We start from the raw sequence: 26,208 nt of genomic DNA, 5'->3' as shown, positions 1-26,208 counted from the left end.
ATAAGATCGGTACTGACACGCAAAAAAGGAACATCTTTTGCTTGACAAAAAGCCAAAACTTAATATTATAATATTATATGAATAGAAATGTAGAAATAATCTTTGCAGGACTTTTCGGAACAGCTGCTGTTTTGGGAATTTTTGCAGCAAGGAAATATTTTAAAAACAAGATTTATAACAGCGAATATTCTGACCATCATTTATTATTCGGAAATTCCAAAAGAAAATATTACGCATCTCCAAATGACGGCGTAGAATTGGACGCATTCTTATAACATGCACTATTTTATTATACGAATTTCCGGTTCTCGTGAGCCGGATTTTTTTTGTGGAAAACTTTCCGGAATTTTAAGATATTTTTTATTTTTCAAGTAATAATTTTGAAAACAATTCTTACCTAATCTTGATGATTAAATTCTGAGAGATTTTACACAAAGACACAATTCATTTTTTTTAATACTGTTTTAAGGCACAAGGTTTTTAACTTCGTTAATTTTAAATCTTTTATGGTGCCTTAAATCCAAGCAGATAAATATTTCATTTGTGCCTTTGTGATTAACTTGTAATCTTATTTCAATGTCAGATTTAGTTCCAAAAGGGCAAGGCGCGCAACGCAACGTCATCAACCGTTTCGACAGATATACTTTCGAACCGGAAGACTATGAATTGGACAAGATCAAGACCCAGGTTACAGAAGTTTTCCCGAAAAGTATTATTAATGTAATTAAAAGTCCGGACTTGATGATGGACTATTCTATGAATCCGTACCAAGGTTGCGAGCACGGCTGTTCCTATTGTTTTGCGAGACCGACTCACGAGTTTTGGGGATACAGCGCAGGCGTTGATTTTGAAAGAAAATTAATGGTCAAGAAAAATGCGCCTGAACTTCTGGAAAAAACCTTTCAGAAGAAATCTTACGTTCCGAAACCCATTATGCTTTCCGGAAATACCGATTGTTATCAACCGATTGAGAGACAATTTGAAATTACCAGAAAACTGCTTCAGATTTGTTTGGATTACAGACATCCGGTTTCCATTATCACAAAAAACGCTTTGATTCTGAGAGATTTGGACATTCTCGAAAAAATGGCAGAGAAAAATCTGATTTCGGTTTCGATGAGTATTCCAACTTTGAATGAAGATTTAAGAAGAGTAATGGAACCAAGGACTTCGACTGCAAAAAACAAACTGAAAGCCATAGAAGTTTTATCCGGGAAAAATATCCCTGTGAATGTGATGATTGCTCCTGTCATTCCAGCTTTGACAAGTGACGAAAGCTTATCTATTATGAAATCTGTTTCCGAAGCCGGTGCAAGAAGTTGCGGTTATACTTTGGTCAGATTGAATGATACAGTTGAACCCGTTTTCGTCCAATGGCTGGAAGCGCATTTTCCGGATAGAAAAGACAAAGTCCTGAATCTCATCCGCTCGATGCGAGGCGGAAATCTTGGTGAAAAACGTTTTTTCCAACGTTATCAAGGCGAAGGAAATATTGCAGAAATGATTCATAAAACTTTTGAAATCGGGAAGAAAAAGTTTTTTAATAACAAGGAAAGAGCAAGTCTTACGACGGAACATTTTACAGGGAGCAGGACGCAACAATTGCGATTGTTTTAAATTCTAAAAATCTTGCAGATATAGAAAATTCTGCAGATAAAAATTTTGCCAAATCTGCATAGTCAGCGAGAAATATTATTAAGGAGTTGAAAAGCTTTCATTAAATTTGCAAACTGATTTATTTCTCAGTAATTTTCCCAAATGAAGCAATATTCCGCAAAACGCAGCATCCAGATTCTCGCACATATTCTTGAACAATACGGCATCGATAAAATCATCATTTCTCCAGGCTCCAGAAATGCCCCTTTGGCAATTCATTTTTCTGAGATTGATGCTTTCCAATGTTACAGTATTGTGGACGAAAGAGCGGCGGCTTTTGTAGGTTTGGGAATTTCAAAATCGATTAAAAACCCTGTTGCAATTACTTGTACGAGCGGTTCAGCTGCAACTAATTATTATCCTGCTGTCGTGGAAGCATTTTATCAGAATGTACCGCTTTTGGTTCTGACAGCGGACAGACCTGCGGATTTTGTTGATATTTTTGACGGGCAAACCATTCGTCAGAAAAATATTTTCCAGCAGCATTCTTACGGTGATTTCGAATTATTGGAAGACGATTCTTCGACTGGCTCAGAATTATCTGCGGATGATTATAATTTCGAAACCATCAAAAAAGCGGTTGAATTGTGCATCGAAAAAAGTGGACCTGTCCATATCAATATTCCTTTGGCAGAACCACTTTATAATCTTTTGGATGAGCTTCCGGTGATGCCTGCTGTTGAGAAAACGATTCAGAAAAAAAGTTATGACCTTCCTTCGAATCTGGTTGCAGACTGGCATACTTCCAAAAGAATTATGGTTCTTGCAGGAACGCTTGCTCCCAATCCGGAACTGGAAGCTCAACTCTCACAATTGGTTAAAAATCACACCGTTGTTGTCTTAACGGAAATGAATTCCAATCTTCAGCATGACAAATTTTTCGCTCATATCGACCGATATATCACGGATTTTTCAGAGGAAGATCATCACACTTATGCACCGGATTTATTGATTACCATCGGGCAGAATGTGGTTTCCAAAAGAGTGAAACAATTCCTGAGAAAAGCCAAACCAAAACAACACTGGCATATTGATGAATATTGGCAGCCCAATACTTATTTTGTTCTGAGTCAAAAGATTGAAACAAAACCGGAAGTTTTCTTTTCCAAATTATTGAAATCTATCAATCTGGAGCCAAGAGCTTATTTCAACCTTTGGGATGTTCTGAAAGATAAAAAAGATGCAAAGCACGAGGAATATCTTAACAAAGCTCCTTTTTCAGATTTCTATCTTTTCAATCAATTATCGAATCATATTCCTGAAAATTATCGAGTTCATTTCTCTAATTCTTCGGCAATCCGATATGCACAATTATTTGAATATCAGAAATATGACGTGTATTGCAACCGCGGAACCAGCGGAATTGATGGTTGTACCTCTACCGCGATGGGATTTGCAATGATGGAAGATGAACCAACGATTCTGATTACCGGCGATCTATCATTTTTCTATGATATCAACGGACTTTGGAATCAGTATATTCCGCCTTATACGAGAATTGTGATTTTCAATAATGGGGAAGGCAATATTTTCAAAATCATTCCCGGACCAGGTGGAACCAATGCCTTGGATGAGTTCATTGCAACACAGCATCACAGAAATGCAGAATTATTAGCCAAGAATTTCGGTTTTGATTATACACGGGTTGAAGATGAGATTTCTCTTGACAGGGTTTTACCCAATTATTTCAAGCCGGATTCTAAACCGAAGATATTGGAAGTAATGACTTCGCAATGTAATAATGCAGATGTCTTGAAGCAATATTTTGAAGCGTTGAAGTAAAACGCAACTTATTGTGGAATAATTCTTTGTTTCTTTCAGCGGTAATTTAAAAATCATATTTTCTAAAATTGCCTCTATTAATACAATTTTCATTAATTGCTATTTTTAAGACAACTCGCCCTTTTTAATCTAACAAAGTGTATGGGTTAAAACTTAATGAAAATTGCATTAATTAGTGCAATTTTCATTAAGTGTAGTATTTAATACAATTTTTATTAAATTTGAAATAAAAATGATTGCAGTATTAACGGGAGATATAATAAATTCAAGAAAAGTCAATTCTGAAGAGTGGTTACCTAGGCTTAAAGATTACTTGAATAAAATTACAACTAATGATGAAGAGTGGGAAATATATAGGGGCGATAGTTTTCAAGTTCAAATAAATATTGAAAGAGCTTTAGAAATATCAATATCTATAAAAGCCTTAATAAAAACGAATTCAAAAATAGATGTAAGAATTTCAATTGGAATTGGAGATATATCATTTAACGGGAAAAAAGTTATAGAGTCCTATGGTTCTGCCTTTATAAATTCGGGAGAAGCATTTGAAAAATTAAAAAATAATACCCTTATAATTAAAACTCCATTTGAGGAAATAGATGAATATTTTAATCCTATTTTTAAACTAGTAAGTTTTATAATTGATAATTGGAAACCTGTTACATCTGAAACCATTTTTTACTCCTTAATAAATAAGAATTTAATGCAAAAAGAAATTGCAGAACGACTTAAAAAAGATAAAACAACGGTAAATAGGGCTTTAAAAAGAGGAGCTTATGACGAAATTCTTGAAATTATCCACCTATTTAATAAAAAAATATCTGAATGTCTCAATTGATATTATTAATAATTACCTCTCATCTATTAGGAGATTTTGTTTTTCAAAGTAACAAAATGGTAATTGATATTGACATTAAACGATATAAATCTAAATATTTATATCTGCACATATTAATTCATTTTCTCATAATAGTTATACTTACAGGATTTAAAAAAGAATATTTACTTCCTGCATTAATCCTTTCATTATCACACTTATTAATTGATATACTAACTAAACTTTACTTAAAAAATCAAGTTAATGGTATTACAAATTTAATCATAGATCAAGCCTTACATCTAATATCAATTTCCGTATTTATATATTATTTCCACAAATATACAATAGATTATATTGAAATATTTAGTGTAAAGAATCAGATATTATTCGTGTCACTAATATGTATAACTTTTGTTTCTTCAATCGTCATAAAGAAAATAATCGAAATGTTTAATTATAATATTACAACTTCTGGAATACAAGATGCAGGCAAATATATTGGAATGCTAGAAAGAGCATTTGTTTTTCTCTTTGTAATAAGTAATTTTTGGGAAGGAATAGGTTTTTTATTAGCTGCAAAGTCAATATTCAGATTTGGTGATTTAAAGGATAACAATGATGTTAAGTTGACGGAATATATACTTATAGGAACATTACTAAGTTTCGGTTTAGCAATATTGATTGGTAAGGTATATCTCAAAATAATTTAAAACTCCAAATCCGATTCTTCTTTCGGCAGGTTAATGATTTTTTCAATCGGGTAAATGAACATATCATCGAAGTCATTCAATGCATTGATCAACTGAAAATGTGTGAATTCTTTAATATTATCTAAAGTGATTTCTGTTTCTTTGATTTCCTTTAACTGTAAAAGATTTTGCCTCATCACGCCATTCAAAAGATAACTATTTGGCGTGAACCAAGTTTTATCTTTCAGGAACAAAAGATTGGAATATGATGTGTCTGTAATCTGGTTATTTTTCACAATAATGACTTCATCTGCGTGACTTTTATCTTTCAGTTTTTGTAATTGAACCCTGTCAGCAGACTTAAAGCTATAATCGATTTCATCATCAATAACCAATTCGAAATCATCTAATTCTGAAATCGCATACGGAATAATCTGTGTTTTGAAATTGTTTTCCAGATCATATTCGATTCGGAATTTGTAAAGTCCGTCTTCATCGTGTTCCAGATTGAGGAATAAACTGTAAATATCAATTTTGCATACTTTTCCGAAATTCGAAAAAGTGTCGTTCATTCTTTTCTGATGAAGTTCTTTCAGGAAAATTTTCTGGTCTTCTACTTTGACGCTTTCAATAAATCGGCACATAGATTTTGTTTTTCATTTCTTCATATTCGCTGATAAGGTCACTTTGATGGGTAATTCCGCCTCCGCTTTTGAAAAACAGCTTGCCGTTCTCTTTTTCAATAAAACGTATCATTACGCAGGAATCCAGATTTTTGCCATCAAAATAACCCGCAATTCCCGTATAAAATCCTCTTTCATATTGTTCGGCTTCCAAAATGATTTCCAAAGTTTTTGGTTTTGGCGCACCCAAAATAGAACCTGCCGGCAACAACTTTTGAAGAATGGTTCCAATTTTATTTTGATATTCCGGTTTGATTTCGCCTTCGATTTCGGAACTCATTGCCAAGAGATTTTTTTGCTTGGTTTTGATATAATCGATTCTTTGAAACTCTTTTACCTGAACATTATCTGCAACCATGCTCAAATCATTTCTCAGCAAATCGACAACGGTGTAATGTTCCGCCTTTTCTTTCGGGTCATTTTTCAGAATGTCCTCTGCATCTTCGATTTCTGCATCAATTGTTCCTTTCATCGGATGTGTAAAAATCTTGTTATCAACAATTTCCACAAAAGTTTCCGGTGAGAAAAATACGAATTCATTTTTAAACAGAACTTTATATTTTGCCTTTGAAAATTTGAAAATATCTTCTAAACTTAAGTTTGTTTCTATTTCTGTTTTCGTTGTGTAATTTGTCAAATAAGAATTTCCTTTTCTGAGATTTTCCTGAACCAGTTCGAATCCTTTTTTATATTCTTCCAAAGTTTCCGGAAATGATTTCCACTCAAAATCAGGAATTGTTTCGTATTGATAATTTACGTTTGTAATGTTCGGTAAATCAATCAACAAAGCCTTATTTTTAATTTCGTTTTCAGCGAAAATTTTGACCTCATCCATCAAAAAATCAATCAAGAAAAAAAAGGATTCTTTTCTTTCCGACAATTCGTCCATCTTCTGAAACTGCGGATTATCAAACATAAAAGCAAAAATAGAAAAAAGATGATAGAGAAAAGATAAAAGACTTAAAATGTGGTTTATCAATTCCAATCCTTTATTTTTGCAAAAAAGTTTGAGAAATGACGACGCAAAAACCAGAGATCGGGAAAATATTAACAGAGGCCTATCAGTATTGGATGAGAACTTTACCTTTTCAGTTTTTATTCAGCGCCATCTATTTCGCCATCTTTATGTTTGCGGCAATGTATGCGTTCCGGTATTATGGGCTTTTTGAAGAAGTTCAGAAATTTCAGAATTTGTTCTATACAGATACTCAAGCTTTTTTGAAAAAATATGAAGTCTTGATGCAAACAGAAAATGCGCTTTCTTTTGCAATGGTGGTTTTGGTCATCAAAGCGGTTATTTTTCCCCTGAATATTGGCTTCTTTAAAATCTACAGAAAATTAGATCTGGGAGAAACTCCGGAAATGAGTGACCTTTTTGTAGGATTCCGAGGTTATTATTTTTTCATTTTTGCAATTTACTCATTGTTTTGGAGTGTGGTCAATACTTATTTATCTGTGTTTACATTGGTTTGGATTCCAATGATGTTGCTTACTCCGGCTTTGATTTTCTTCAAGAATGCCAATTTTTTCGAAGCATTCAAGATCAATATTCGGACATTTCAGAAAAACATCATTTTGATCTTAGTAGCGAGTTTTGTCTCCATTCTTTTTTCTTATTCCGGAATTTTGGCTTTTGGCTTCGGATTATTTCTGACATTTCCGTTTTGGAATGCGATGATCTATGTTCTTTACAAATACTTGATCGCTGATTTTCAGGAATAATTTTCTCTGGGTTCATCCATTTCAAAAAATTTTTGTGTAGATTTGAGTATCAACTACAAAAATAAACTTCAATGGAAAATTTTAATGAATTCGATTCTCAAGCTACGTCACCAAACAGAGAAGCAGGAGCAATAATCTCTCACGCACTGGAGATTTTTAAAAATACGTTTTTATACTGCTTTTTAGCAGTCGTGATCTATTTTTTACTAGGTTTTCTAGTACAAATGGTAACTGGTTTTAATTCCCAGCTTCTAGTTGAACAAATAAAAGATTCTGGAGGAAATATTGATTATCAAGACATTATTGCTGCACCAGGATTTGCGGCTTACAGTGGTGCCAATTTTTTAGTAACTCTTCTTCTTACACCTATTTTTGTCAGCCTGATTTATGTTGCTAACAAGTCTAATTTTAAACAACAAATTACAGTTTCCGATATTTTCTTTGCTTACAGACAGAATTTCATCAATATATTTATCTACGCATTACTAAGTCAAATTGCTTTGACGATTTTGTTTTTTATGTGTATTTTGCCTGCATTATTCGCTATGCCGTTATTCTTTCTTGGTTATCCTATTTTGCTTTTTGAAAAAGCAAGCGCATTTGATGCATTAAAGAAGTCCTTCAATATTGTTCAGGAAAACTATGGCACGATTTTACTTACTGCAATTTTAGCTGGGCTTATAAGTATTGCCGGTATTGTACTTTGTTGTGTTGGTGTTTATCTTACACTTCCTTTTGCATACATTGCAATGTATTCTACTTACTGCGCATACTGTGGGACGCCAAGACAAATAGAACAATATAAATAAATCGAATAAACTATGTCAGATTCCGGTAAACAAATAGATTCTGTTGTCATCAAACAGATAGCCTTAATTCTTCTTATATGCGTATTGGTTGGATTAATTTGCTGGAATCTGGCATTGTTCATCCCATCGGTTTTAGGAGCGGTCACACTATACATCATCTGCAGGAAATATAATTTCTATCTGATCGAAGAAAAAAACTGGAAGCCCTGGTTATCGGCAACTGTTCTGATGCTGGCTTCTCTTGTAATCCTGATTTTGCCTGTTTATTTCACTATAGACCAATTGGTTTCCAAATTAGGAAATGCACAGGTCTATATGCAGAAATTCAATGTCTTTCTGGAGAAGATCCATCAATTTGTTTATCAGAAAGTCGGATTCGATATCCTTAGCAAAGAGAATATTACTAAGGTTACTAATTTTGCCGGAAACTTTTCTACAAAAGCTTTGAGCACGACCTTCAATACTTTTACAGTCGTGGTTTCAATGTATTTCATTTTGTATTTTATGTTTGCGAAAGCCAGACTTTTTGAAAGAATCGTTGCAAGAGCGATGCCTTTCAAAAGAACCAATACACAGATGTTGGGAGATAAATTCGTGAAACTAGTGATGGCAAATGCTATCGGAATTCCTGTAGTTGCGCTTGGACAAGGAGTTGTTGCCCTGATCGGTTATTACATTTTCGGAGCTCCGAGTCCGATGCTTTTATTTGCTTTGACGGCCCTTGCATCTATGCTGCCTGTTGTTGGCGCAGCCATTGTTTATATTCCTGTAGGTATTTTTATGATTGCCGAAGGACAAACTGGTCTGGGCGTTGGAATTTTGATTTACGGATTGGTGATAGTTGGTTTGACCGATAATCTCCTGCGCTTTACGTTATTGAAAAAGTTAGAAGATATCCATCCATTGATCACTGTTTTCGGGATTATTATGGGTATGAATATTTTCGGATTTATGGGACTTATATTTGGTCCTATCCTGATGTCAATAACTGTCTTATTAATACAGGTTTACAGAGACGAATTTTCTGAAGAAGATACTCCGCCTCCTTTGGAACTCCCTGATCAGGATGATGATGTGGAAACTAAAATTGACCTTATAATTTAAAATGGAAGACATCAATCCTCAAATCCTGAAAGACATCTGCCAAGTCAAAATGCCTTTCGGAAAATATAAAGAAACCATTCTCGCAGACCTGCCAATTTCTTACCTCGAATGGTTTGTAAGAAATGGGGGGTTCCCACAAGGAAAACTCGGAATGCAGCTGGCAACTATCTATGAGATCAAACTAAATGGATTGATGGATTTGCTAAAACCTCTCAGACGTTAATTTTTTCGGTAAATTTGCAAGGATAAAAGTTATATGAAGAAAAAAATAAACGCTGTCAGAAGGTCTATCATGAAAAGCCTTACCAAAAACATTGGTAAGTCACACGCTGGGGGAAAACTTAGTAAAGATCTTAAAGTAAAAAGAGTTCTTATTTCCAGGCCGAATCACAGGCTTGGAAACCTTCTTTTGTTAACGCCGTTGGTTCAGGAAATTGAAAATACGTTTCCGGATGCCAAAATTGACCTGTTCGTAAAAGGAGGTGTAACTCCAATTATTTTTAAAAATTACAAAAGTGTTGACAATATTTACCAGCTTCCGAAAAAACCTTTCAGCAATTTATTGAAATATCTAAAAGGCTGGCTCGCTCTGAAATGGAACAAATATGATCTGGCCATCAACGCTACTCAAGGTTCTTCTTCCGGAAGATTATCAATATCGTTTGCCAAAGCCGATTACAAATTTTTTGGAGAAGAGGTTGAAGTGCTTAAAACCCAACATGCTGATTACAATCACATTGCAAAAAATACGATTTACAATTTAAGACATTATTTAACTCAGACCGGATTTGATGAAAATAAATCTGGGATTCCTTTTCTAGATCTTAAATTAGATCAATCAGAAATTGAAGATGGAAAGAAAAAGCTCAATGAAATTGTAAAAAATAACAAAAAGACCATCTGTCTTTTTACCAATGCAACGGGAGACAAATGCTATTCCGAAGCTTGGTGGAATGCTTTTTATGATAAATTGCAAGCAACTTTTCCAGATTACAATATCATCGAACTTCTGCCTGTAGAAAATATCTCAAAACTGAACTTCAAGATTCCGAATTTTTACAGCAAAGATGTGCGTGAAATGGGTGGTTTTATCGCCAATTGTGCTGTTTTCATTGCTGCTGATAACGGTGTAATGCATTTGGCAAGTGCTTCCGGAGTTCCAACTATAGGTTTGTTTTCCGTAACAGATGAAAACATGTACAAACCTTACAATCACAAAAGTTTATCCGTAAATACAAATAATGTTGATAATGATAAAGTAATGGAGCTGATCAAAACGTCTTTAAACTAATAACCTAAAACTAAAAGACTATGAACTGGGTATTTTCTGAAGGTTTTTCTCAATATAAAAATGATGTTTCCAATATCATCAAGAACTTCAAAAACGGTGGTACGCTAATTGGTCCTGGGGCCAGAAACGTGGTAAAAGTTTTTGAAATAGAAGGTAAGAGATATAATTTTAAATCTTTTAAACAACACAATTTCATCAACAGACACGTCTATAAATTTTACAGAAAATCAAAAGCCAGACGTTCTTTTGAATATGCCAACGTTCTACTCAGTAAAAATTTTTATACACCGAATCCTGTTGCTTATATCGAGTTTTTTGATTTTTGGGGGTTGACATCAAGTTATTATATGAGCGAACAGCTGGATAATTGTTTCCCGTTGACAGATGCCCTACATAATATTGATTATCCTGAAAGAGAAAAAATTTTCAGAGGCTACGCCAATTTGATGTTCAACTTGCACGAAAGCGGAATCGAATTCATCGATAATGCTTCCGGAAATTTCCTGTTGAAGAAAGAAAACGAAACCTACAATTTCTATCTCGTTGATCTCAACAGAATGAATTTTCATACTGATTTTCCGACCGACAAAAGACTTTTGAATTTTGCAAGATTAACAACTGATGTGGATACAATGAAAATCATTAGTGACGAATACTCCAAACTATCAGGAGTTCCTGTTGAATATTGTCTGAAAAAAATCAATGAAGCTTCTGAGAAGATGGTGAGAAAACGTAAGATCAAAAAGATCCTGAAGTTTTACAAATATTTTTTGAAAAAGTAATTTAAGCTTTCAGAGCAGCAATCTCATCTCGTAGTTTTGCTGCCTTTATGAAATCAAGATTTTTCGCTGCAGCTTCCATTTCTTTTTGTTTTTGGGCTACAATTTTATCGATGTCATCACTTCCGTAACTAGCCTTTGTTTCAGCAACTTCCTGAAGAATTTCTTTATGAGTATATTTTTCGTCTGGGAAATCTTTGCTTCTTCCAACCAGATTTTCACTGATCTTTTTATTCAATGCCTGAGGAACTTTACCATTATCAGCATTATATTTCATCTGCTTTTCACGACGATAATTGGTCTCATCGATTGTCGCCTGCATCGATTTTGTCATTTTATCAGCGTACATTATCGCACGCCCATTCAGGTTTCTTGCGGCTCTTCCGACTGTTTGAATCATCGAACGGCGAGAACGCAGCATTCCCTCTTTATCTGCATCCAGAATCGCAACTAACGAAACTTCTGGCAAATCCAATCCTTCTCTTAAAAGGTTTACACCAACCAAAACATCAAACAATCCCAAACGCAAATCCTGCATGATCTGGATCCTTTCCAAAGTTTCTACATCGGAATGGATATATCGAGTCCTGATTCCAACCTTTGTGAAATACTTCGTCAGCTCTTCAGCCATTTTCTTTGTCAAGGTTGTAACTAAAACTCTTTCGTCAAGCTCTACTCTTTTATGGATCTCTTCAATCAGATCATCAATCTGATTCATTGTCGGGCGAACTTCGATAATCGGGTCTAGAAGTCCTGTCGGACGGATAATCTGCTCGATATAAGTACCTCCGGATTTTTCCAATTCGTAATCCGCAGGTGTTGCCGAAACATAGATCACCTGATTCTGCATATCCTCGAACTCATTGAATTTCAAAGGTCGATTGTCCATCGCTGCAGGCAAACGGAAACCGTGTTCCACCAGAACTTCTTTTCTGCTTCTGTCTCCACCGTACATGGCGTGGACCTGGGGAACTGTTACGTGGCTTTCATCGATGACCATCAGGAAATCTTTCGGAAAATAATCTAAAAGGCAAAATGGTCTTGTCCCTGGTAACCGACCATCCATATAACGAGAATAATTCTCAATCCCTGAACAGTAACCAAGCTCCCGAATCATTTCCAGATCCAGTTCAGTTCTTTCTTCCAACCGTTTCGCTTCCAAAGGTTTTTCGATCTCGCGGAAGAACTCAACCTGCTTTACCATATCATCCTGAATCTGTTTGATGGCACTTTGCATCGTTTCAGGTGTTGTTACGAAAAGGTTGGCCGGATAAATATTGATCAAATCAAAATTAGAAGTTACATTCCCGGAAACAGGGTCAAAACTTTGGATTTTCTCCACATCATCTCCAAAAAACTGAATCCGGATCGCAGTATCCGCATAAGCAGGATAAATATCAATCACATCGCCTTTTACACGAAACGTACCTCTTTGAAACTCATTCAACGCTCTCGAATATAGTGCACTGACTAATTGATGAAGCAATCTGGTTCTGGATAATTTTTCGTTTTTCTCAATTGTGATCAAGGATTTATGAAACTCCGAAGGATTCCCAACACCATAGATACACGAAACCGAAGCAACGATCAAAACATCCCGGCGTCCGGAAAGCAAACTTGCAATGGCTGAAAGTCTGAGTTTTTCAACTTCCTCATTGATACTCAAATCTTTCTCAATATAAGTATTAGTCGAAGCAATAAAGGCTTCCGGCTGATAATAATCGTAGTAACTTACAAAATATTCAACGGCATTATCCGGGAAAAACTCTTTGAATTCCATAAAAAGCTGAGCCGCCAAAGTCTTGTTATGTGCCATCACAATCGTTGGCCGCTGAACACTTTCCACAACATTGGCAATCGTAAACGTTTTTCCGGAACCGGTAACTCCAAGAAGCGTTTGATATTTTTCGCCAATATTGATTCCTTCTACCAATTTCTCAATAGCTTGAGGCTGGTCTCCGGTAGGTTGATATTCTGATTGAAGTTTGAATTGCATCTAACAAAAATACGAAATAAAAAAACGTTCCGGAATGCGAAACGTTTGATGTTTATAATACAAATTTTCTATTGAAAATTCATCATAATTGGAAGCTTGAAAACTGTGGCTGCAGATTTTCCATCTTCTGTTGCCGGTTTCCATAATTTATCTGCTGTTACAACTTTTACAACTCTAATTGCTTCATTATTGAAATTTTGATTATCTCCTTCGGCTTTTATATCTGTAGTTTTTCCGTTTTCATCAATAGAAATATAAAGATTGGTCTTAAGCATTCCTTTTCCATTAATTGCTGAAGTATCAAATTGATTTGCAACGGCTTTTCTAAGTTCTCCCAATCCCTCTGGAAATTGTGCTGCGGTTATATTACTCGCTGGAGGTGGGGGCGGTGGAATTGGTAATTCATTATCCTTCATCTCTGTTGGAGGTGGTGGAGGCGGAATATTTTTCTTTCCTTTGATTTTTACATTGGCTTGAGTTGCTTTTTTACTTGGAATTGTATCAAGCTTTACGGAATCATTTGTAGTGATTTCATGAATGTCAGATTTGACTTCAGGCTTAGCTTCCGTAGCATAAACTTTTTGAACAAAAAGGATACTCAATCCTGCAAAAGCTGAAACAACAAACAGTTTTTTTGTTTTTTCGAATTTTGACTTTTTTGTGGTCATCATAATAAATCGTTTTTTGGTGTTATTGTAATTGAATTGGTGTGTCAGGTTTAGATTCCGGGTTTGGAGAATCTCGGAAAGAATCAATTGTTGATAATCTTTTACATTATTTTGTTGCTGAATAATACTTTCGTCCGCCAAAAACTCGTGGTTATCGGTTATCGCTTTTTTATAAAAGTATAATGCCGGATTGAACCAAGAAATGACTTTCAAAATCTCCAGAAACAGAATATCCAAAGAGTGTTTCTGAACGATATGCGTTTTCTCGTGCTGGAAAATTCGGTTATCGATTTGTCCGTTTTCGAAGTAACTCTTATTCAGATAGATCTTATTCCAAAAACTGAATGGTGGTAGATTTTTCTCTACTAACTTCACTTTCTGATTTTGATAATTAATATCAGTTCCTTTCATACTAATGATTTTTCTAATTGAAATTATTGATTTGATAATCAGCGAAACAGAAACTATAACAGAAACCGCAAAAATTAAATTCATCCAATCAAATTGAGAAGCTTGAGTAGTGTTTTGAATCAATTGCTGTGTTGGGATCTCATCAAAAATCAATTGTTTCTTTTGCTGCGAAACTGCCGGAAGATTGATTTTAACAAACGGAATCACATAAGAAAAAGCCAAAGCAAACAAAAGATAAAACCTGTTGAAACGGAACATCTTTTCCCGTTGCAAGAGCAAGTAATAAATACCTATCAGCAATGATGAACAAAGGATTATTTTAAAAATAGGAACTAACATTTTAATCTTTTATTTCTTTGTCGATAATGTCTCGAAGTTCTTTCAATTGTTTCTGAGACAATTTTGCATTCGAAGTGAAAAATGAAGCAAACTGACTTACAGAATTATTAAAAAAACGGTCAATCATAGAAGACATTTCGCCTTGAAAATAATCTTCTTTCTTAACTTTTGGGAAATATTCTCTCGAGTTTCCATAAAGTTTATATCCTACCAGATCCTTGTTCTGCATTCTTTTTAACAATGTTGCAATGGTTGTTGATGCAGGTTTCGGTTCAGCATATTCTTCCAAAATATCTTTCATAAAAACTTTTTCTTTTTTCCAAAGGATTTCCATCAAGATGATTTCGGTTTCGGTTAATTTTGGCTCGTTCATTTCTACAAGATTACATTTTGTTCTACAAATGTAGAATTAAAATTTAAACTAACAAATTTTACTGGCACTATTTTTCCATTCGTTAGAAAAAATATATGTTATGCTGAAGTCCATTATTCTTCCAATATTCTGTTTTTCAACGATTTTAATTTCCTGCCAGGAAAAAGAATCTATCAAAAATCTTGCTCCTGTAGAAAAAGAAAAACCAAATTCGGATTATAAACCTGCATTTGCCGGACAAACCAGGATCCGAGGCTATAAAACCCAGACAGAATATAAGGTAGATGTCATTAATAAAAATCTCGGAAGACCTTGGGGAATTGCACAATTGCCAAATCAAAATTTTCTGATTACAGAGAAAACCGGATTTATCAATCTTGTGTCCCCAGACGGAAAATATGTAACGAAAATAACAGGTCTTCCAAAAGTTGACAGTCGTGGACAAGGCGGCCTTCTAGATATTGTAATTGACCCTGACTTTGAAAATAATCAAACAATTTATTGGTCGTTTTCAGAACCTTACGAAAAAGGAAATCTCACTTCTGTTGGGAAAGGCGTTCTTTCGACAAACAAAGTTGAAAATGTCAAAATTATCTTCCGAGCAACACCTTCTTATGACGGAAGACTGCATTATGGAAGCCGATTGGCTTTTGATAAATCCGGAAATCTATTTCTGAGTACAGGTGAAAGGTCTGACTTGGAAACACGTCCGTTGGCACAGGATTTAAAAGCTTATTTGGGAAAAATCATTAAAATCGATAAAAACGGAAAACCTGCCGCAGGTAATCCTTTCATAGGAAGTAACAAAGCGCAACCAGAAATCTATTCTTACGGACATAGAAATCCACAGGGAATTGCCATTCATCCTGAAACCGGAGAGCTTTGGGAAACCGAAATGGGACCGAGAGGCGGCGACGAAATCAATCTCATACAACCCGGAAAGAACTACGGCTGGCCAACCATCACTTATGGAATCGAATATTCCGGACAAAAAATCAATAATGGATTGACGAAAAAAGATGGTCTTGAGCAGCCGGTTTATTATTGGGACCCGGTCATTTCTCCAAGCGGAATTACATTTTACACAGGAAACATTGTCGAATGGAAAAATAACCTTTTCATCGCGTGTCTGAGTGGAGAAAAAATTGACAGAATCATCCTTGAAAATAATAAAGTGGTTGGGGAAGAACGCCTTTTAGAAGACCAGCACGAGAGATTCCGTGATGTTTTTGACGGAAAAGACGGGAATCTCTATGCTATTACGGACAGTGGGAAATTGTATCGGATTTCTAGGAAATGATATTTTAGTAGTATCTAAAGCTTATTGGTATATTGAAGCTACTTTCAAATGGAACACCATTTTTTGTTGCCGGTTTCCATTTATTTAACTTTTTAAAATCCAAAAGCAAATCGTCAATTGTTCTGAAGGGAATATTGGAAGAGAATTTGATATCTTTCATAAAACCTTCCTTTGAAACTTTAAAGCTTAAATTAACAGTCTCACCATTCAAATTAATTTGATATTTAGACATAGTATTTTGTACAATTCTTTCCATATCTCTAAAAAGTCTATCACGGCCACCGGGATATTCTGCTTGTTTAAAATCAGGAAGCAAGTCATCAGAGATTTTATAGGCAAGAATATCTGAGGGATAAATTTCATATTGAACTAAAGCAGCATATGACTTCCCATTAATAATTACGGGATTCCAGTCTTTAAGATATTTAAAGGTTTTCTTTGCAAAATCATAAGCGCATCTACTTTTCCCAGCACTTACGGTATCGGTGTCCTTTATGAATTTTATTGTTTTATCAGGATAAACAATCCAAGCCAATTTATAGAAATCCGTCTTGCTTTCACAGGGTTTTACTCCATTATCCTTGGCTATAGATTGAAGTTCTTTCAAAAAATTTAACTCTCCTTTATCATAAAATGACATATTTGGAGGATATTTATCCAAAATTTCGGATTGCGAATAACAGTAACTACTTATGGACAAAAGTAATAAGTAAAAATATCTCATCAATTATTGTTTTTTAACTCTGTCGGCTTTCTTAATTCCCTGAAAATCTTTCAGATAAAACGGTTCAAAATAAGCAACATTTTCAAACACTTGTTGATTAAATTTCTCAACTGATTTTTTGATCAAACCTTTGGCAGAAGGATAAATATCCGATTTAAATTCTGCATTTGGAAGATTCAATATTTCCTGAGCTTTTTTTGCGCCGTCACCGATAAAGAGAACTTTCTTGTCAGCCAATTCTGAAAATGAATTTTCATCAAGGATTTTGGCTTCGGTTTCAGAGATCATTTCACCAGATTTTCCATCAAAAATAGCTGTGTAAACTTCCATTCTTCTGGCATCAATCAAAGGAATAATCAATTCAAATCCTTGGTTTATGAATTCCTCAACCATAGAATCCAAAGAATTAACTGCAATCAGAGGAAGCTTTAAACCATAACAAAAACCTTTTGCAGAGGCAGCTCCAATTCTGAGTCCTGTGTAAGAGCCGGGGCCTTTGCCGAGAGAAATAGCATCCAGATCTTTCAAAGAAATTTCTGCGCCCTCCAAAGCCCATTCTACAAAACTGTGGAGGCTTTCGGATTGTTTGTAATTATCTGAAACTTCTTCGCAAAGGCATAATAATTTTTCGCCATCAGAAATAGCAACAGAACAGTTTTTGGATGAGGTTTCTATGTGAAGGATTTTCATTTTTTTTATGTAACAATTTAACAATCTGAAAATGTAACAATTTGTCACAAATATTTCTTTAAAACAGCTTCTTTGAGTTTTGGAATTTCAGCAATTTCTGTTTCTAAAGCCTTTATCTTGTCTTCTATTTTTTCAATTTCGGAAACTATTTTTTGTTGTTCGGAAATGGATGGAAGTGGGATTTTGAAATCTTCTAATTGTTGTTTGGTTATAGCCTCCCTTGAAGTTGCTCCATCTCCAATTTCCAGTAATTGATTTTTATAAATTTCTGAAACTAAAATCGTTTGCACATATTTTGGTAAAGCTTTCTCTAAAACTCTAATTATTGAAACGTGTTGATTTACTCTAGCAGGTAAAAATTTTTCAGGAACAATACAACATCTACAAATTGATGCGCCAGTAATATTGAATAAAATATCGTTTTTCTCAACAGTTACTCCTTTTAATTTTTCAGCTTGGATGTCATCTATGAAAGCCAATCCTTTTTCAAAAAATTCGTTATCATAAATGTTTTGACTACGAATTAATGAAATTCCGCTTTGCTTATATGAGCCTTCTCCACCACGAGGCGTTGCTCCGCTTCCTATTTTTGAAGTAATATTTGATAATGAGGTCAAATTTCCTGAAACTTTAGAAATTATATTTCTAACATTTTCTTTTTGCTTTTCAACTTCTTCTTTCGCTTTCTTTTCTTTTGCTTCTAAAACTTCAATTTCAGAAACAATTTTTTGGTGAATGTCTTTTGGTGGAAGTGGAATTTTTATATTTGCCAAATCATTACCATAAACGTGAGGTTGAGCTTGTCCTCGTTGTAATCCATAAACCTCATTTTGAATTGATTTTAAAAATAGATAAATCAATTTTGTTGAAATTTTACTTTCTTGTTTTGAGACTATTGTATTACAATCTGAGGCAAATATTGGGATTTCAAAATAATTTACAAATCCAGCATAGGCACCTGAAGCACTAACTGTTATTGTATTTGTATCTCGGTTAAATTCATTATGAAAATATGCAGGCTCTTGTCCTCCAGCGATAACTGGAATTGTACCTTTTGCCGTTTTTTCTCTTGTAATGGAAGTACCTTTTTTAATCTCAGCAATTTCACCCAATAATTGGAGTTTATCTGTTCCCCAAATTGTTTCAAACTTTATTTTTTTTTTAACAGAAAGCGAAATGTTTTTTTCAAATTCTACTCGGTCAAAGGTCATCATATCTACCAAGTTGTGGCGAGATACATTGTTTTTCATCGCTTCATCTATTGGAAAATCATAATCTCCTGCAAAGGCTTTGTAAATGTAAGTGCTTGCTTTTTCTGGATTATCAAAAACGTCTGCATCAAAAAGCTGGGTGCAATCTTCTATATTTTTTCCTCTTTGTATTGGGTGAATTCCTTCGCTTCCTCTTCGGTTAGAAAATTCGTAACCAAGGAAACGTTTTTCGGCATCTTTTTCACCGCTTTTTATTAAGACTACTTTTTGAGGAAAAGCGATAATGAAATAAAAGAGTTTTTCATTTTCAATTTCCAATAATTTAGCCCAAAAATCTTTTTCCGCTTTTGTTTTTTTCTCATTTAGCTTGCTGATTTCATCGTCATTTTTAGCTTTAGTGATTTGAATATTCAGCAATTCTATTTGAGAATAAGCTTTTATTTTTTTGGAATATTCTTTGTAAATCTCGTGTTGCTCAACATTTGAGTTAGGTTCTTTTTTTAATAAAGAAATATAATCATTTAACGAAATATTTTCCCAAACGTGATTTATATATTTAGTAATTGGCTTCTCAACACCGTTTAATGTAACATCTTGGAAGTCATTAAAAAATCTGTCAACAGCAATTTTTAAGTTTTTGCTTTCGTAGTTGTTTTTTCTTCTTAAAAACAAAGTAACCGTATTAGTTCCAGTTGCCATAAAAGTATTAGAACCTAATTCAGTAATACCAACAATATCAAAATATTGTAAAATGATTTCCCTGGATTTAGAATAAATTCCTGTATTGCTTAATATGGAACTCGGTAAAATAATTCCGGCAACACCACCATCTTTTAAGAGTTGTTTGGTGCGTTCTATAAATAGACATTCTATTTCTGAACTGCTGTCAGTAAGGTTAGAATAAAGATCAAAATCCACATCTTTATAAAACTGTCTTGCTGCATTTCTAAATGCTGAAACAGAATATGGCGGATTTGAAACAATAATATCAAATTGTTTATTTTCCTGCTCAAAATTTTTATCTGAAATAGATAATCTACCTTTATAATCTTTATGTTTAAAATTGGCTAACCCATCAGAATGGATGACATTTGCCAAACCATCGCCATGAAGATAGCAGCCCACTTTTCCCACCTTTACTAAACGATAATCTTTTTCAATTCCATAAACATAATCAAATGCCCAATCAAAGTGAAATTCTTTTGCCTGTTTAATAAAACGTTTTACTTCAGCCTTTAAATTCGGAAAATCATTGTTGTCTATAATGCGTTGCACTTCGTGCATTGTCTCTGTTAAAAAATGTCCACTTCCGGCTGCATAATCAATTACATAAGGTAAATATTCATCTTTTTCCCCTTTCTGCAATTTTTCTTTAATAATATTGTCAATCGGTAAACTTTTAATCACAAATTGTGCAACAGGAACGGGAGTAAAAAACTGTCCAGATTCTTGTTTTAACCCTGTTGTTAAAAGCAATTCAAAGAAGTCAGAAAGATACTGTTGCTTTTTGGTATATCTTAATTTAAAACCTTGTAGTAATTCAACAATTTCTTTCACAACAACTGCATTGTCATAGAAAGATTGTTCATCATAAACATCTTTTATAGCAAACTCATTATTTTTCTCTAAACGAACTTTTCTAAATTCTTCTAAAATAGGCTTCCTTTGTTCTTCGGATAAGAAAGAATACTTATTGTGAAATTCAGCCTCAGAAAAATCTGTAACATTTTTTTCTAAAAAGGCTTTCATTCCTTTTTTATACAAATCTGTAAGTCTAATCTGAAAACTAACGTGATTATCTTTTTCATAATGAACACCTTCATAAGTAAAAGGAGATTCAAACCATTGAAACTCTAATTCGTTATCAGTATCTTCTTTATCCTTTTCATCATAAATCTTACAAAGAAAAAGAGTGAAAATTCGATTAAAAGCGTTTCCTTTATCTGAAACTACATTATGCCGAAGGATTTCTAAAAACCTATTAAAAATAAAACTACTATCTTCTTGTTTTATTTCTTCTAAATCATTTATCGTTAATGCCTTACTTTCGAAATTATATGGATTAACCCAAGATTCAAAAATACCATTATCTTTGGTAAGCTTACTCCATTTTTCGTAAAAATCTTTTACATCACCAGCTCTATAGTCATCTTCAATCTTTACAATCTCATTTCGGTAAACAATGTCTTTCCCCCTTAATTCTGAAGAATAAAGCATTATAGCGTCTGCTTTATTGCTAAATTTGAAATAAGTAAAAAGCTGTCCTCCGTCTTTGTTTATTCGATTAAATTCTTTATCGAATTCTTTTCCGTAAGTTTTACATTCAATCAATAAATACTCTGAACCATCTTCACGGGTAACACTAATATCTAATCTACCGGAATGTTGATGCCCTGCAGGCCAAACTTTTTCAAGCGAAATATTTTCTGGTTTGTAACCTTTTGTGAGAAGTCTATCCACACATTCTAGAACCACCCAATCTTCGGGCTTAGTAATATTTTGTATGGTTTTATCACCAACTTTTATTTTACCCCCAAAATGAAAAATAAGGTTTTTGAAGTCAATTTCTAGACAATAATCATTTTGATATTTTTTTAAAAAAATACCATCGGCGTTTTCTTTAGGTTGAAAACCAATTACTTGCGCTAAATTTTTCATTGATAATTAATGATTATTATTGACGCAAAAATATAACAAAAAAAAATTATGTTTTATATAAAATTATGTTTTAATTTTAATTACATTGTGACATTCTCTTTCTCCAGAGTTCTTTTCAATAAAATGTTTTACATTTCTAATTTTTTTTCTCTATTATTCTATTGATCTTTGGTTGCAAAAACCAAATTCCAATCGGGAAGAACCAAAGAAGAAAAAACTCCCCAGCAAAGTCTACAAACATTGCATCCTTTTGCAATTCCGCCATTTTGATTGATTTTGCGGTGATATAAACAACATAGAAAAAACTAAAAACAGCAAATAAATGTATCGGGAAAATCAGAGCTATCCACCAGATATGGAAGTTATGTTCGGTGGTTGTCAAAACAAATCCTGTCGGAAAAACAAGAAAAGCCAAAAACATATACACTACAGGGAAAATTATGAAAAACCAGATTCCGTTAGACGAAGATTTCAGGTTGTTGTCTTGTATTTTTTGATTCATCCCGTGATTCAGGAAGTAATACCAGCTTAATAACAGGCTTAAAGACCCCGCGCATCCTATTGCCATCGCAAATCCCGTATAAATCGTGTCTTGTGAATAGGTCAATGCAAGATAAAAAAGGCCGATAACTACAATAAAAGTTATAAAAAACAATAGAAAAACGTTCCAATGTTTTGATCTGAGAAAAAAGCGTTCCATATGTTTTGTTTTTTGATGGGTTACAATTTTGGTGTCACAGCTTGCCGGCTCCACAACTTCCAAATTCCTTTTTGCCGAATCCAGAATTCGAGAACGGAAAGCTTCATTTCGAATTCATCATTTTTATAAAGTCCTTTTACCGTAATGATTCTTCTGATGCTGGCGTATTTATTTTTGATTTTAAATTCCTTCAGTTCAGTTTGTTTTACGGATTCATACTTCACTTTTCCAGATTCGAAATCTTTTTTGAAATCTGCATAATTCTGAACCCAGCCATTGGAATGCCCAAAAGAAATATCATCTGAAAATAATTCTAATATCTTGGAATTGTTATTTTGCATCAACGAATCCAACTTTACAACCTGTATCAATAATGCTTTTTCTGTCTTGGAATATTTCTGTGAAAATCCCAGAACAAAACAGAAATAAAAAAGAATTTGCAGTAGTTTCATTTTATAACAATTGCGAAATATTATTTATACAAAAATACGCCTTAAAATTGAAAAATCCCGAACAGGTCGGGATTGATTATTGTCATAAAACTAAAGATATTTTAAATTTTTAATAAAAACGAAATATGTTTTATTTTCTGTAAATCGTTCTTGGTTCAGCCTGCGCTTTTGGATAAATGGTCATATCAGAAACCGAAATTCTTTCCGGAACATTGATGCAGTAAGCAATCGCATCGGCAATATCTTCTGCTTTCAAAGCTTCATAACCAGCGTAAACAGTTGAAGCTCTTTCAGAATCACCTTTGAACCTCACTTTCGAGAAATCAGTTTCTACAGCACCCGGTTGTATGTTCGTAACACGAATTCCGAATTCTGTCAGCTCTATTCTCATTCCTTCGGAAATCACATCAACGGCTTTTTTGGAAGCGCAGTAAACCACACCATTAGCATAAGTTTGTCTAGCCGCAACGGAACTGATATTGATGATCTGTCCGTTCTGTTTTTCTTTCATCAATTTAATGATTGGTTGAGAAACATACAGCAATCCTTTTACGTTGCCATCCATCATTGAGTTCCAGTCATCTATATTTCCGTCAGAAATCGGGTCTAGTCCGTGAGCATTTCCGGCATTATTGATCAAGACATCAATGTTTTTCCAGCTTTCCGGAAGTGAATTAATGGCAGAAAAAACTTCATCAGAATTTCTGACATCGAAACTTAAGGTAAAAACATCAGTTTCTTTTGATAATTCAGTTTGGAGTTCTTCGAGAACAGTTTTATTTCTTCCGCAAAGAATCAATCTATTTTTTTGATTGGCAAAAAGAATGGCAGTCGCTTTCCCTATTCCGGAAGTTGCTCCGGTGATGAATATTGTTTTCAATTTTAAACTAGATTTAGTGATACAAAATTAGAGTATATTTACTTATTTAATACTAAAAATAGACTTTCTCATTACATATTAAAACACTATTTTTGATTCTAAATTTTTTGTTGTTTTTACAAAATGTCAGCATATGATAAAGAATTGGGCGACTAGAGCTTTCGCATTATTAGACCATTGCCTGGGTAAAATTCCACTCGAAATCAATGAATTGGATTGGAAAGAAAACTTGTCTCCTAAGAATGATAAATTAGCACAACATTTATCTGCATTCGCAAATAATCCAGGAGGAGGCTTTATAATTTTTGGAATTGACGATGTGACAGGTAATACTCTTGGCATCGATAGGGATAAATCTATTGAAATTGTTGATAAACTTAGTTCAATTGGAAGAGATAGTTTGGAACCCAATGTGCCAATTGACCATTGTATTGAATATTATAATGAAAAACATATATTAATTATATACATAAAAGAAAGTTCGATAAAACCAGTTCATTTAAAAAATAAAACTATTGAAGATTCTTTTATTAGGTCTGGAGGAACTACAAGAAGAGCATCAAGACAAGAAATAGGAGGTTTGCTCTTAAATAGTAAAACTCCAAATTTTGAGGAACTTCATAGTACAAAATTGCTTTCTCAAGAACAGGTATTAACACTTTTAGATTACAAAGAGCTTTTTCATTTATTAAAAAAGCCTTTACCTTCAAACCTTTCAGAAATTTTCTATATTCTAAAAAATGAAAAAATTGTGAACGAAGAAAACAATGGATTTTATATTACAAATTTTGGTGCATTAGCTTGTGCGAATAGTCTCAAGGAGTTTGATGGTTTGTCAAGAAAATCAATTCGCGTAATCAGATATAGAGGTTTAAATAAAGCCGAGACCATCCGTGAATATCCTGGTTCAAAAGGTTACGCAATTGGATTTGAGGGATTAATTCAATTTGTCAAACAAATGTTGCCGTCAAGTGAAATAATTAAATCGGCTTTGCGTATGGAAGAAACTGTTTTCCCAGAAATTGCTTTGAGAGAATTGTTTGCAAATGCATTAATCCATCAAGATTTTACTATTAAGGGTACTGGTCCTCTAATCGAAATTTTTGATGATAGAATTACTATTACTAATCCAGGAAAACTTTTGCCTACAAAACAACTTGAAAGGATTATTGGCACAACCCCTGAAAGTAGAAATGAAGTATTAGCTTCATCCTTTAGGAGATTTGGAATATGCGAAGAAAGAGGTTCGGGTTTTACAAAGACTATTGCAAGTATTGAACTTTATGGATTGCCTCCTTTAAAATTGGAAGAATTAGAAAATGCTTTTAAGGTAACACTTTATACTCCAAAACCATTTGCAAAACTTTCAGAAACAGAAAGGATTGAAGCTTGTTATCAGCACGCAGTTATTCAGTATCTAAGTAGTGGCAGTATGAATAATGCTTCTTTGCGAGAAAGGTTCCAAATGAGTGAAAGACAAAGGTCGCAAATATCATTAGTTATTAAAAACACTTTAGAAAAGGGCAAAATAAAACCTAAAGACCCAGAAAATAGTTCAACAAAATTTGTTGAATATGTACCTTATTGGGCATAATGTTTTTTGCTTCATTAGAAAACCGACAAATAACATAAACACCTGTAAATCAAAGCCTTTTTGCTTCATTAGAAAACATACATTTCTTAATTCATAAAATAAAATTATAATATATCCATTTTCTCTATTAAGTTTTTGCTTCATTAGAAAACCGACAAACAACATAAACACCTGTAAATCAAAGCCTTTTTGCTTCATTAGAAAAATACACAAAGAAAAACTCACTATTTTTTGGATTATGTTTAAGAGAAATGTATCTTATTAAAAAAATATATAAGTCGCAAATTGAAACTTTGCGACTTATAATCTTCCTTTCTCCTTTGCGATAAAACTATTTTTTATCTCTCTCAAAATCCAGACTAACGGAATTCATACAATATCTGGTTCCGGTTGGCGGCGGACCATCATTGAAAACGTGTCCCAAATGTGATTCGCAACGTTTGCAAAGAACCTCGATACGTTCCATCCCGTGAGAAGAATCCCGTTTGTAAATCACACCGTCTTTATCCGCTTCAAAAAAACTCGGCCATCCGCAAGTGCTCGCAAATTTGGAGCTTGAACGAAACAAATGATTTCCACAAACCGCACAATAATATTCTCCTACTTCATCAAAATCATTATACTTTCCGGTGAAGGGATATTCTGTATTGGCTTCTCTTGCAATGGCATAAACTTCCGGCGGAAGGATTTTTTTCCATTCTTCGTTGGAAACATTCAGTTTGGTTTTGTCGGTTCTTGAGTAATAAGGATTGTTGGCGTGTGTATTATCTTCCATTTTTGTTTGTTGTTGGGGTTTGGTTAAATCAATTTTTTTCTGCGCACATTGCTGCAAAAATAAATTGATTAATATTAAAAAAAATATGTTTTTCATTGATGT

The 26,208-nt window shown here is 33.8% G+C and carries 25 protein-coding genes; 13 read left to right on the top strand and 12 right to left on the bottom strand.

Annotated features, from left to right (window positions below; translation table 11 throughout):
• Positions 1-77: 77 nt before the first annotated feature.
• The 5 genes from K319_RS0106645 to K319_RS0106625 all read left to right on the top strand — a co-directional run bounded on the left by K319_RS0106645 (position 78) and on the right by K319_RS0106625 (position 4,968).
• Complete coding sequence (locus K319_RS0106645; RefSeq protein ID WP_027382938.1) at positions 78-275, top strand: hypothetical protein; 198 nt, start codon at positions 78-80, stop codon at positions 273-275.
• A gap of 301 nt (positions 276-576) precedes the next feature.
• On the top strand, positions 577-1,617 hold the full coding sequence (locus K319_RS0106640; RefSeq protein ID WP_027382937.1) for a PA0069 family radical SAM protein: 1,041 nt from the start codon (positions 577-579) through the stop codon (positions 1,615-1,617).
• A gap of 141 nt (positions 1,618-1,758) precedes the next feature.
• Positions 1,759-3,438, top strand: a complete 1,680-nt coding sequence (gene menD / locus K319_RS0106635) for a 2-succinyl-5-enolpyruvyl-6-hydroxy-3-cyclohexene-1-carboxylic-acid synthase (RefSeq protein ID WP_027382936.1) — start codon at positions 1,759-1,761, stop codon at positions 3,436-3,438.
• Positions 3,439-3,670: 232 nt separating this feature from the next.
• A complete protein-coding gene (locus tag K319_RS0106630) occupies positions 3,671-4,276 on the top strand; it encodes a SatD family protein (protein WP_027382935.1) in 606 nt (201 codons plus the stop codon).
• Positions 4,264-4,968: a DUF3307 domain-containing protein gene (locus K319_RS0106625; protein WP_027382934.1), complete on the top strand. Its 705-nt coding sequence runs from the start codon at positions 4,264-4,266 to the stop codon at positions 4,966-4,968. The genes K319_RS0106630 and K319_RS0106625 overlap by 13 nt, the downstream gene beginning before the upstream one ends.
• On the opposite strand, the gene K319_RS0106620 is transcribed toward K319_RS0106625, so the two are convergent.
• Together K319_RS0106620 and K319_RS0106615 are read right to left on the bottom strand one after the other, a co-directional pair.
• Entirely contained in the window at positions 4,965-5,591 is a 627-nt protein-coding gene (locus K319_RS0106620; RefSeq protein ID WP_027382933.1) for an aminotransferase class IV, read from the bottom strand. The two genes, K319_RS0106625 and K319_RS0106620, sit on opposite strands and share 4 nt — an antisense overlap.
• Positions 5,575-6,546 carry an aminodeoxychorismate synthase component I gene (locus K319_RS0106615; RefSeq protein ID WP_027382932.1) on the bottom strand — a complete coding sequence of 324 codons (972 nt, stop codon included), beginning with the start codon at positions 6,544-6,546 and terminating at the stop codon, positions 5,575-5,577. The genes K319_RS0106620 and K319_RS0106615 overlap by 17 nt, the downstream gene beginning before the upstream one ends.
• 98 nt (positions 6,547-6,644) lie before the next feature.
• On the opposite strand from K319_RS0106615, the gene K319_RS0106610 reads away from it, so the two are divergent.
• From K319_RS0106610 to K319_RS0106585, 6 genes are all read left to right on the top strand, one after another.
• A complete protein-coding gene (locus tag K319_RS0106610) occupies positions 6,645-7,352 on the top strand; it encodes a hypothetical protein (protein ID WP_027382931.1) in 708 nt (235 codons plus the stop codon).
• A 71-nt stretch (positions 7,353-7,423) separates the two neighbouring features.
• Positions 7,424-8,161: a DUF2189 domain-containing protein gene (locus K319_RS0106605; protein WP_027382930.1), complete on the top strand. Its 738-nt coding sequence runs from the start codon at positions 7,424-7,426 to the stop codon at positions 8,159-8,161.
• A gap of 12 nt (positions 8,162-8,173) precedes the next feature.
• Positions 8,174-9,265, top strand: a complete 1,092-nt coding sequence (locus tag K319_RS0106600) for an AI-2E family transporter (protein WP_027382929.1) — start codon at positions 8,174-8,176, stop codon at positions 9,263-9,265.
• Positions 9,266-9,275: 10 nt separating this feature from the next.
• Positions 9,276-9,488 carry a DUF3820 family protein gene (locus K319_RS0106595; RefSeq protein ID WP_027382928.1) on the top strand — a complete coding sequence of 71 codons (213 nt, stop codon included), beginning with the start codon at positions 9,276-9,278 and terminating at the stop codon, positions 9,486-9,488.
• A 33-nt stretch (positions 9,489-9,521) separates the two neighbouring features.
• Complete coding sequence (locus K319_RS0106590; RefSeq protein WP_027382927.1) at positions 9,522-10,556, top strand: glycosyltransferase family 9 protein; 1,035 nt, start codon at positions 9,522-9,524, stop codon at positions 10,554-10,556.
• A 20-nt stretch (positions 10,557-10,576) separates the two neighbouring features.
• Positions 10,577-11,338 (top strand): lipopolysaccharide kinase InaA family protein, encoded by a 762-nt coding sequence (locus tag K319_RS0106585; protein WP_027382926.1) that lies wholly within the window; start codon positions 10,577-10,579, stop codon positions 11,336-11,338.
• 1 nt (position 11,339) lies between these two features.
• Here the strand turns inward: K319_RS0106585 and uvrB are convergent, their stop codons facing one another.
• The 3 genes from uvrB to K319_RS0106570 form a co-directional block, all read right to left on the bottom strand.
• Entirely contained in the window at positions 11,340-13,331 is a 1,992-nt protein-coding gene (gene uvrB / locus K319_RS0106580) for an excinuclease ABC subunit UvrB (protein ID WP_027382925.1), read from the bottom strand.
• A 68-nt stretch (positions 13,332-13,399) separates the two neighbouring features.
• Positions 13,400-14,749: a M56 family metallopeptidase gene (locus K319_RS0106575; RefSeq protein WP_084403410.1), complete on the bottom strand. Its 1,350-nt coding sequence runs from the start codon at positions 14,747-14,749 to the stop codon at positions 13,400-13,402.
• Between the two features lies 1 nt (position 14,750).
• On the bottom strand, positions 14,751-15,122 hold the full coding sequence (locus K319_RS0106570) for a BlaI/MecI/CopY family transcriptional regulator (RefSeq protein ID WP_027382923.1): 372 nt from the start codon (positions 15,120-15,122) through the stop codon (positions 14,751-14,753).
• Positions 15,123-15,222: 100 nt separating this feature from the next.
• On the opposite strand from K319_RS0106570, the gene K319_RS0106565 reads away from it, so the two are divergent.
• Complete coding sequence (locus K319_RS0106565) at positions 15,223-16,422, top strand: PQQ-dependent sugar dehydrogenase (RefSeq protein WP_084403409.1); 1,200 nt, start codon at positions 15,223-15,225, stop codon at positions 16,420-16,422.
• Positions 16,423-16,426: 4 nt separating this feature from the next.
• On the opposite strand, the gene K319_RS0106560 is transcribed toward K319_RS0106565, so the two are convergent.
• The 6 genes from K319_RS0106560 to K319_RS0106535 form a co-directional block, all read right to left on the bottom strand.
• Positions 16,427-17,083: an energy transducer TonB gene (locus K319_RS0106560; protein ID WP_156907062.1), complete on the bottom strand. Its 657-nt coding sequence runs from the start codon at positions 17,081-17,083 to the stop codon at positions 16,427-16,429.
• A gap of 66 nt (positions 17,084-17,149) precedes the next feature.
• Positions 17,150-17,836, bottom strand: a complete 687-nt coding sequence (tsaB, locus tag K319_RS0106555) for a tRNA (adenosine(37)-N6)-threonylcarbamoyltransferase complex dimerization subunit type 1 TsaB (protein ID WP_027382920.1) — start codon at positions 17,834-17,836, stop codon at positions 17,150-17,152.
• A gap of 44 nt (positions 17,837-17,880) precedes the next feature.
• Positions 17,881-21,705 (bottom strand): restriction endonuclease subunit S, encoded by a 3,825-nt coding sequence (locus K319_RS0106550; RefSeq protein ID WP_027382919.1) that lies wholly within the window; start codon positions 21,703-21,705, stop codon positions 17,881-17,883.
• A 136-nt stretch (positions 21,706-21,841) separates the two neighbouring features.
• The gene (locus K319_RS0106545) at positions 21,842-22,405 is read right to left on the bottom strand and encodes a hypothetical protein (RefSeq protein WP_027382918.1); all 564 of its coding nucleotides are present in this window, start codon (positions 22,403-22,405) and stop codon (positions 21,842-21,844) included.
• 20 nt (positions 22,406-22,425) lie between these two features.
• Positions 22,426-22,857, bottom strand: a complete 432-nt coding sequence (locus K319_RS0106540) for a nuclear transport factor 2 family protein (protein ID WP_027382917.1) — start codon at positions 22,855-22,857, stop codon at positions 22,426-22,428.
• Positions 22,858-22,987: 130 nt separating this feature from the next.
• On the bottom strand, positions 22,988-23,737 hold the full coding sequence (locus K319_RS0106535; RefSeq protein ID WP_027382916.1) for an SDR family NAD(P)-dependent oxidoreductase: 750 nt from the start codon (positions 23,735-23,737) through the stop codon (positions 22,988-22,990).
• A 133-nt stretch (positions 23,738-23,870) separates the two neighbouring features.
• On the opposite strand from K319_RS0106535, the gene K319_RS19945 reads away from it, so the two are divergent.
• Positions 23,871-25,331 (top strand): ATP-binding protein, encoded by a 1,461-nt coding sequence (locus K319_RS19945; protein WP_034671511.1) that lies wholly within the window; start codon positions 23,871-23,873, stop codon positions 25,329-25,331.
• 331 nt (positions 25,332-25,662) lie between these two features.
• On the opposite strand, the gene msrB is transcribed toward K319_RS19945, so the two are convergent.
• Entirely contained in the window at positions 25,663-26,202 is a 540-nt protein-coding gene (gene msrB / locus K319_RS0106520) for a peptide-methionine (R)-S-oxide reductase MsrB (RefSeq protein ID WP_027382914.1), read from the bottom strand.
• Positions 26,203-26,208: the final 6 nt, after the last annotated feature.

The organism is Epilithonimonas caeni DSM 17710 (assembly GCF_000426465.1).
Classification (GTDB): Bacteria; Bacteroidota; Bacteroidia; order Flavobacteriales; family Weeksellaceae; genus Epilithonimonas; species Epilithonimonas caeni.
Note: the sequence above shows the minus strand (reverse complement) of the source record. Positions and strands in the feature narration are given on the sequence as shown.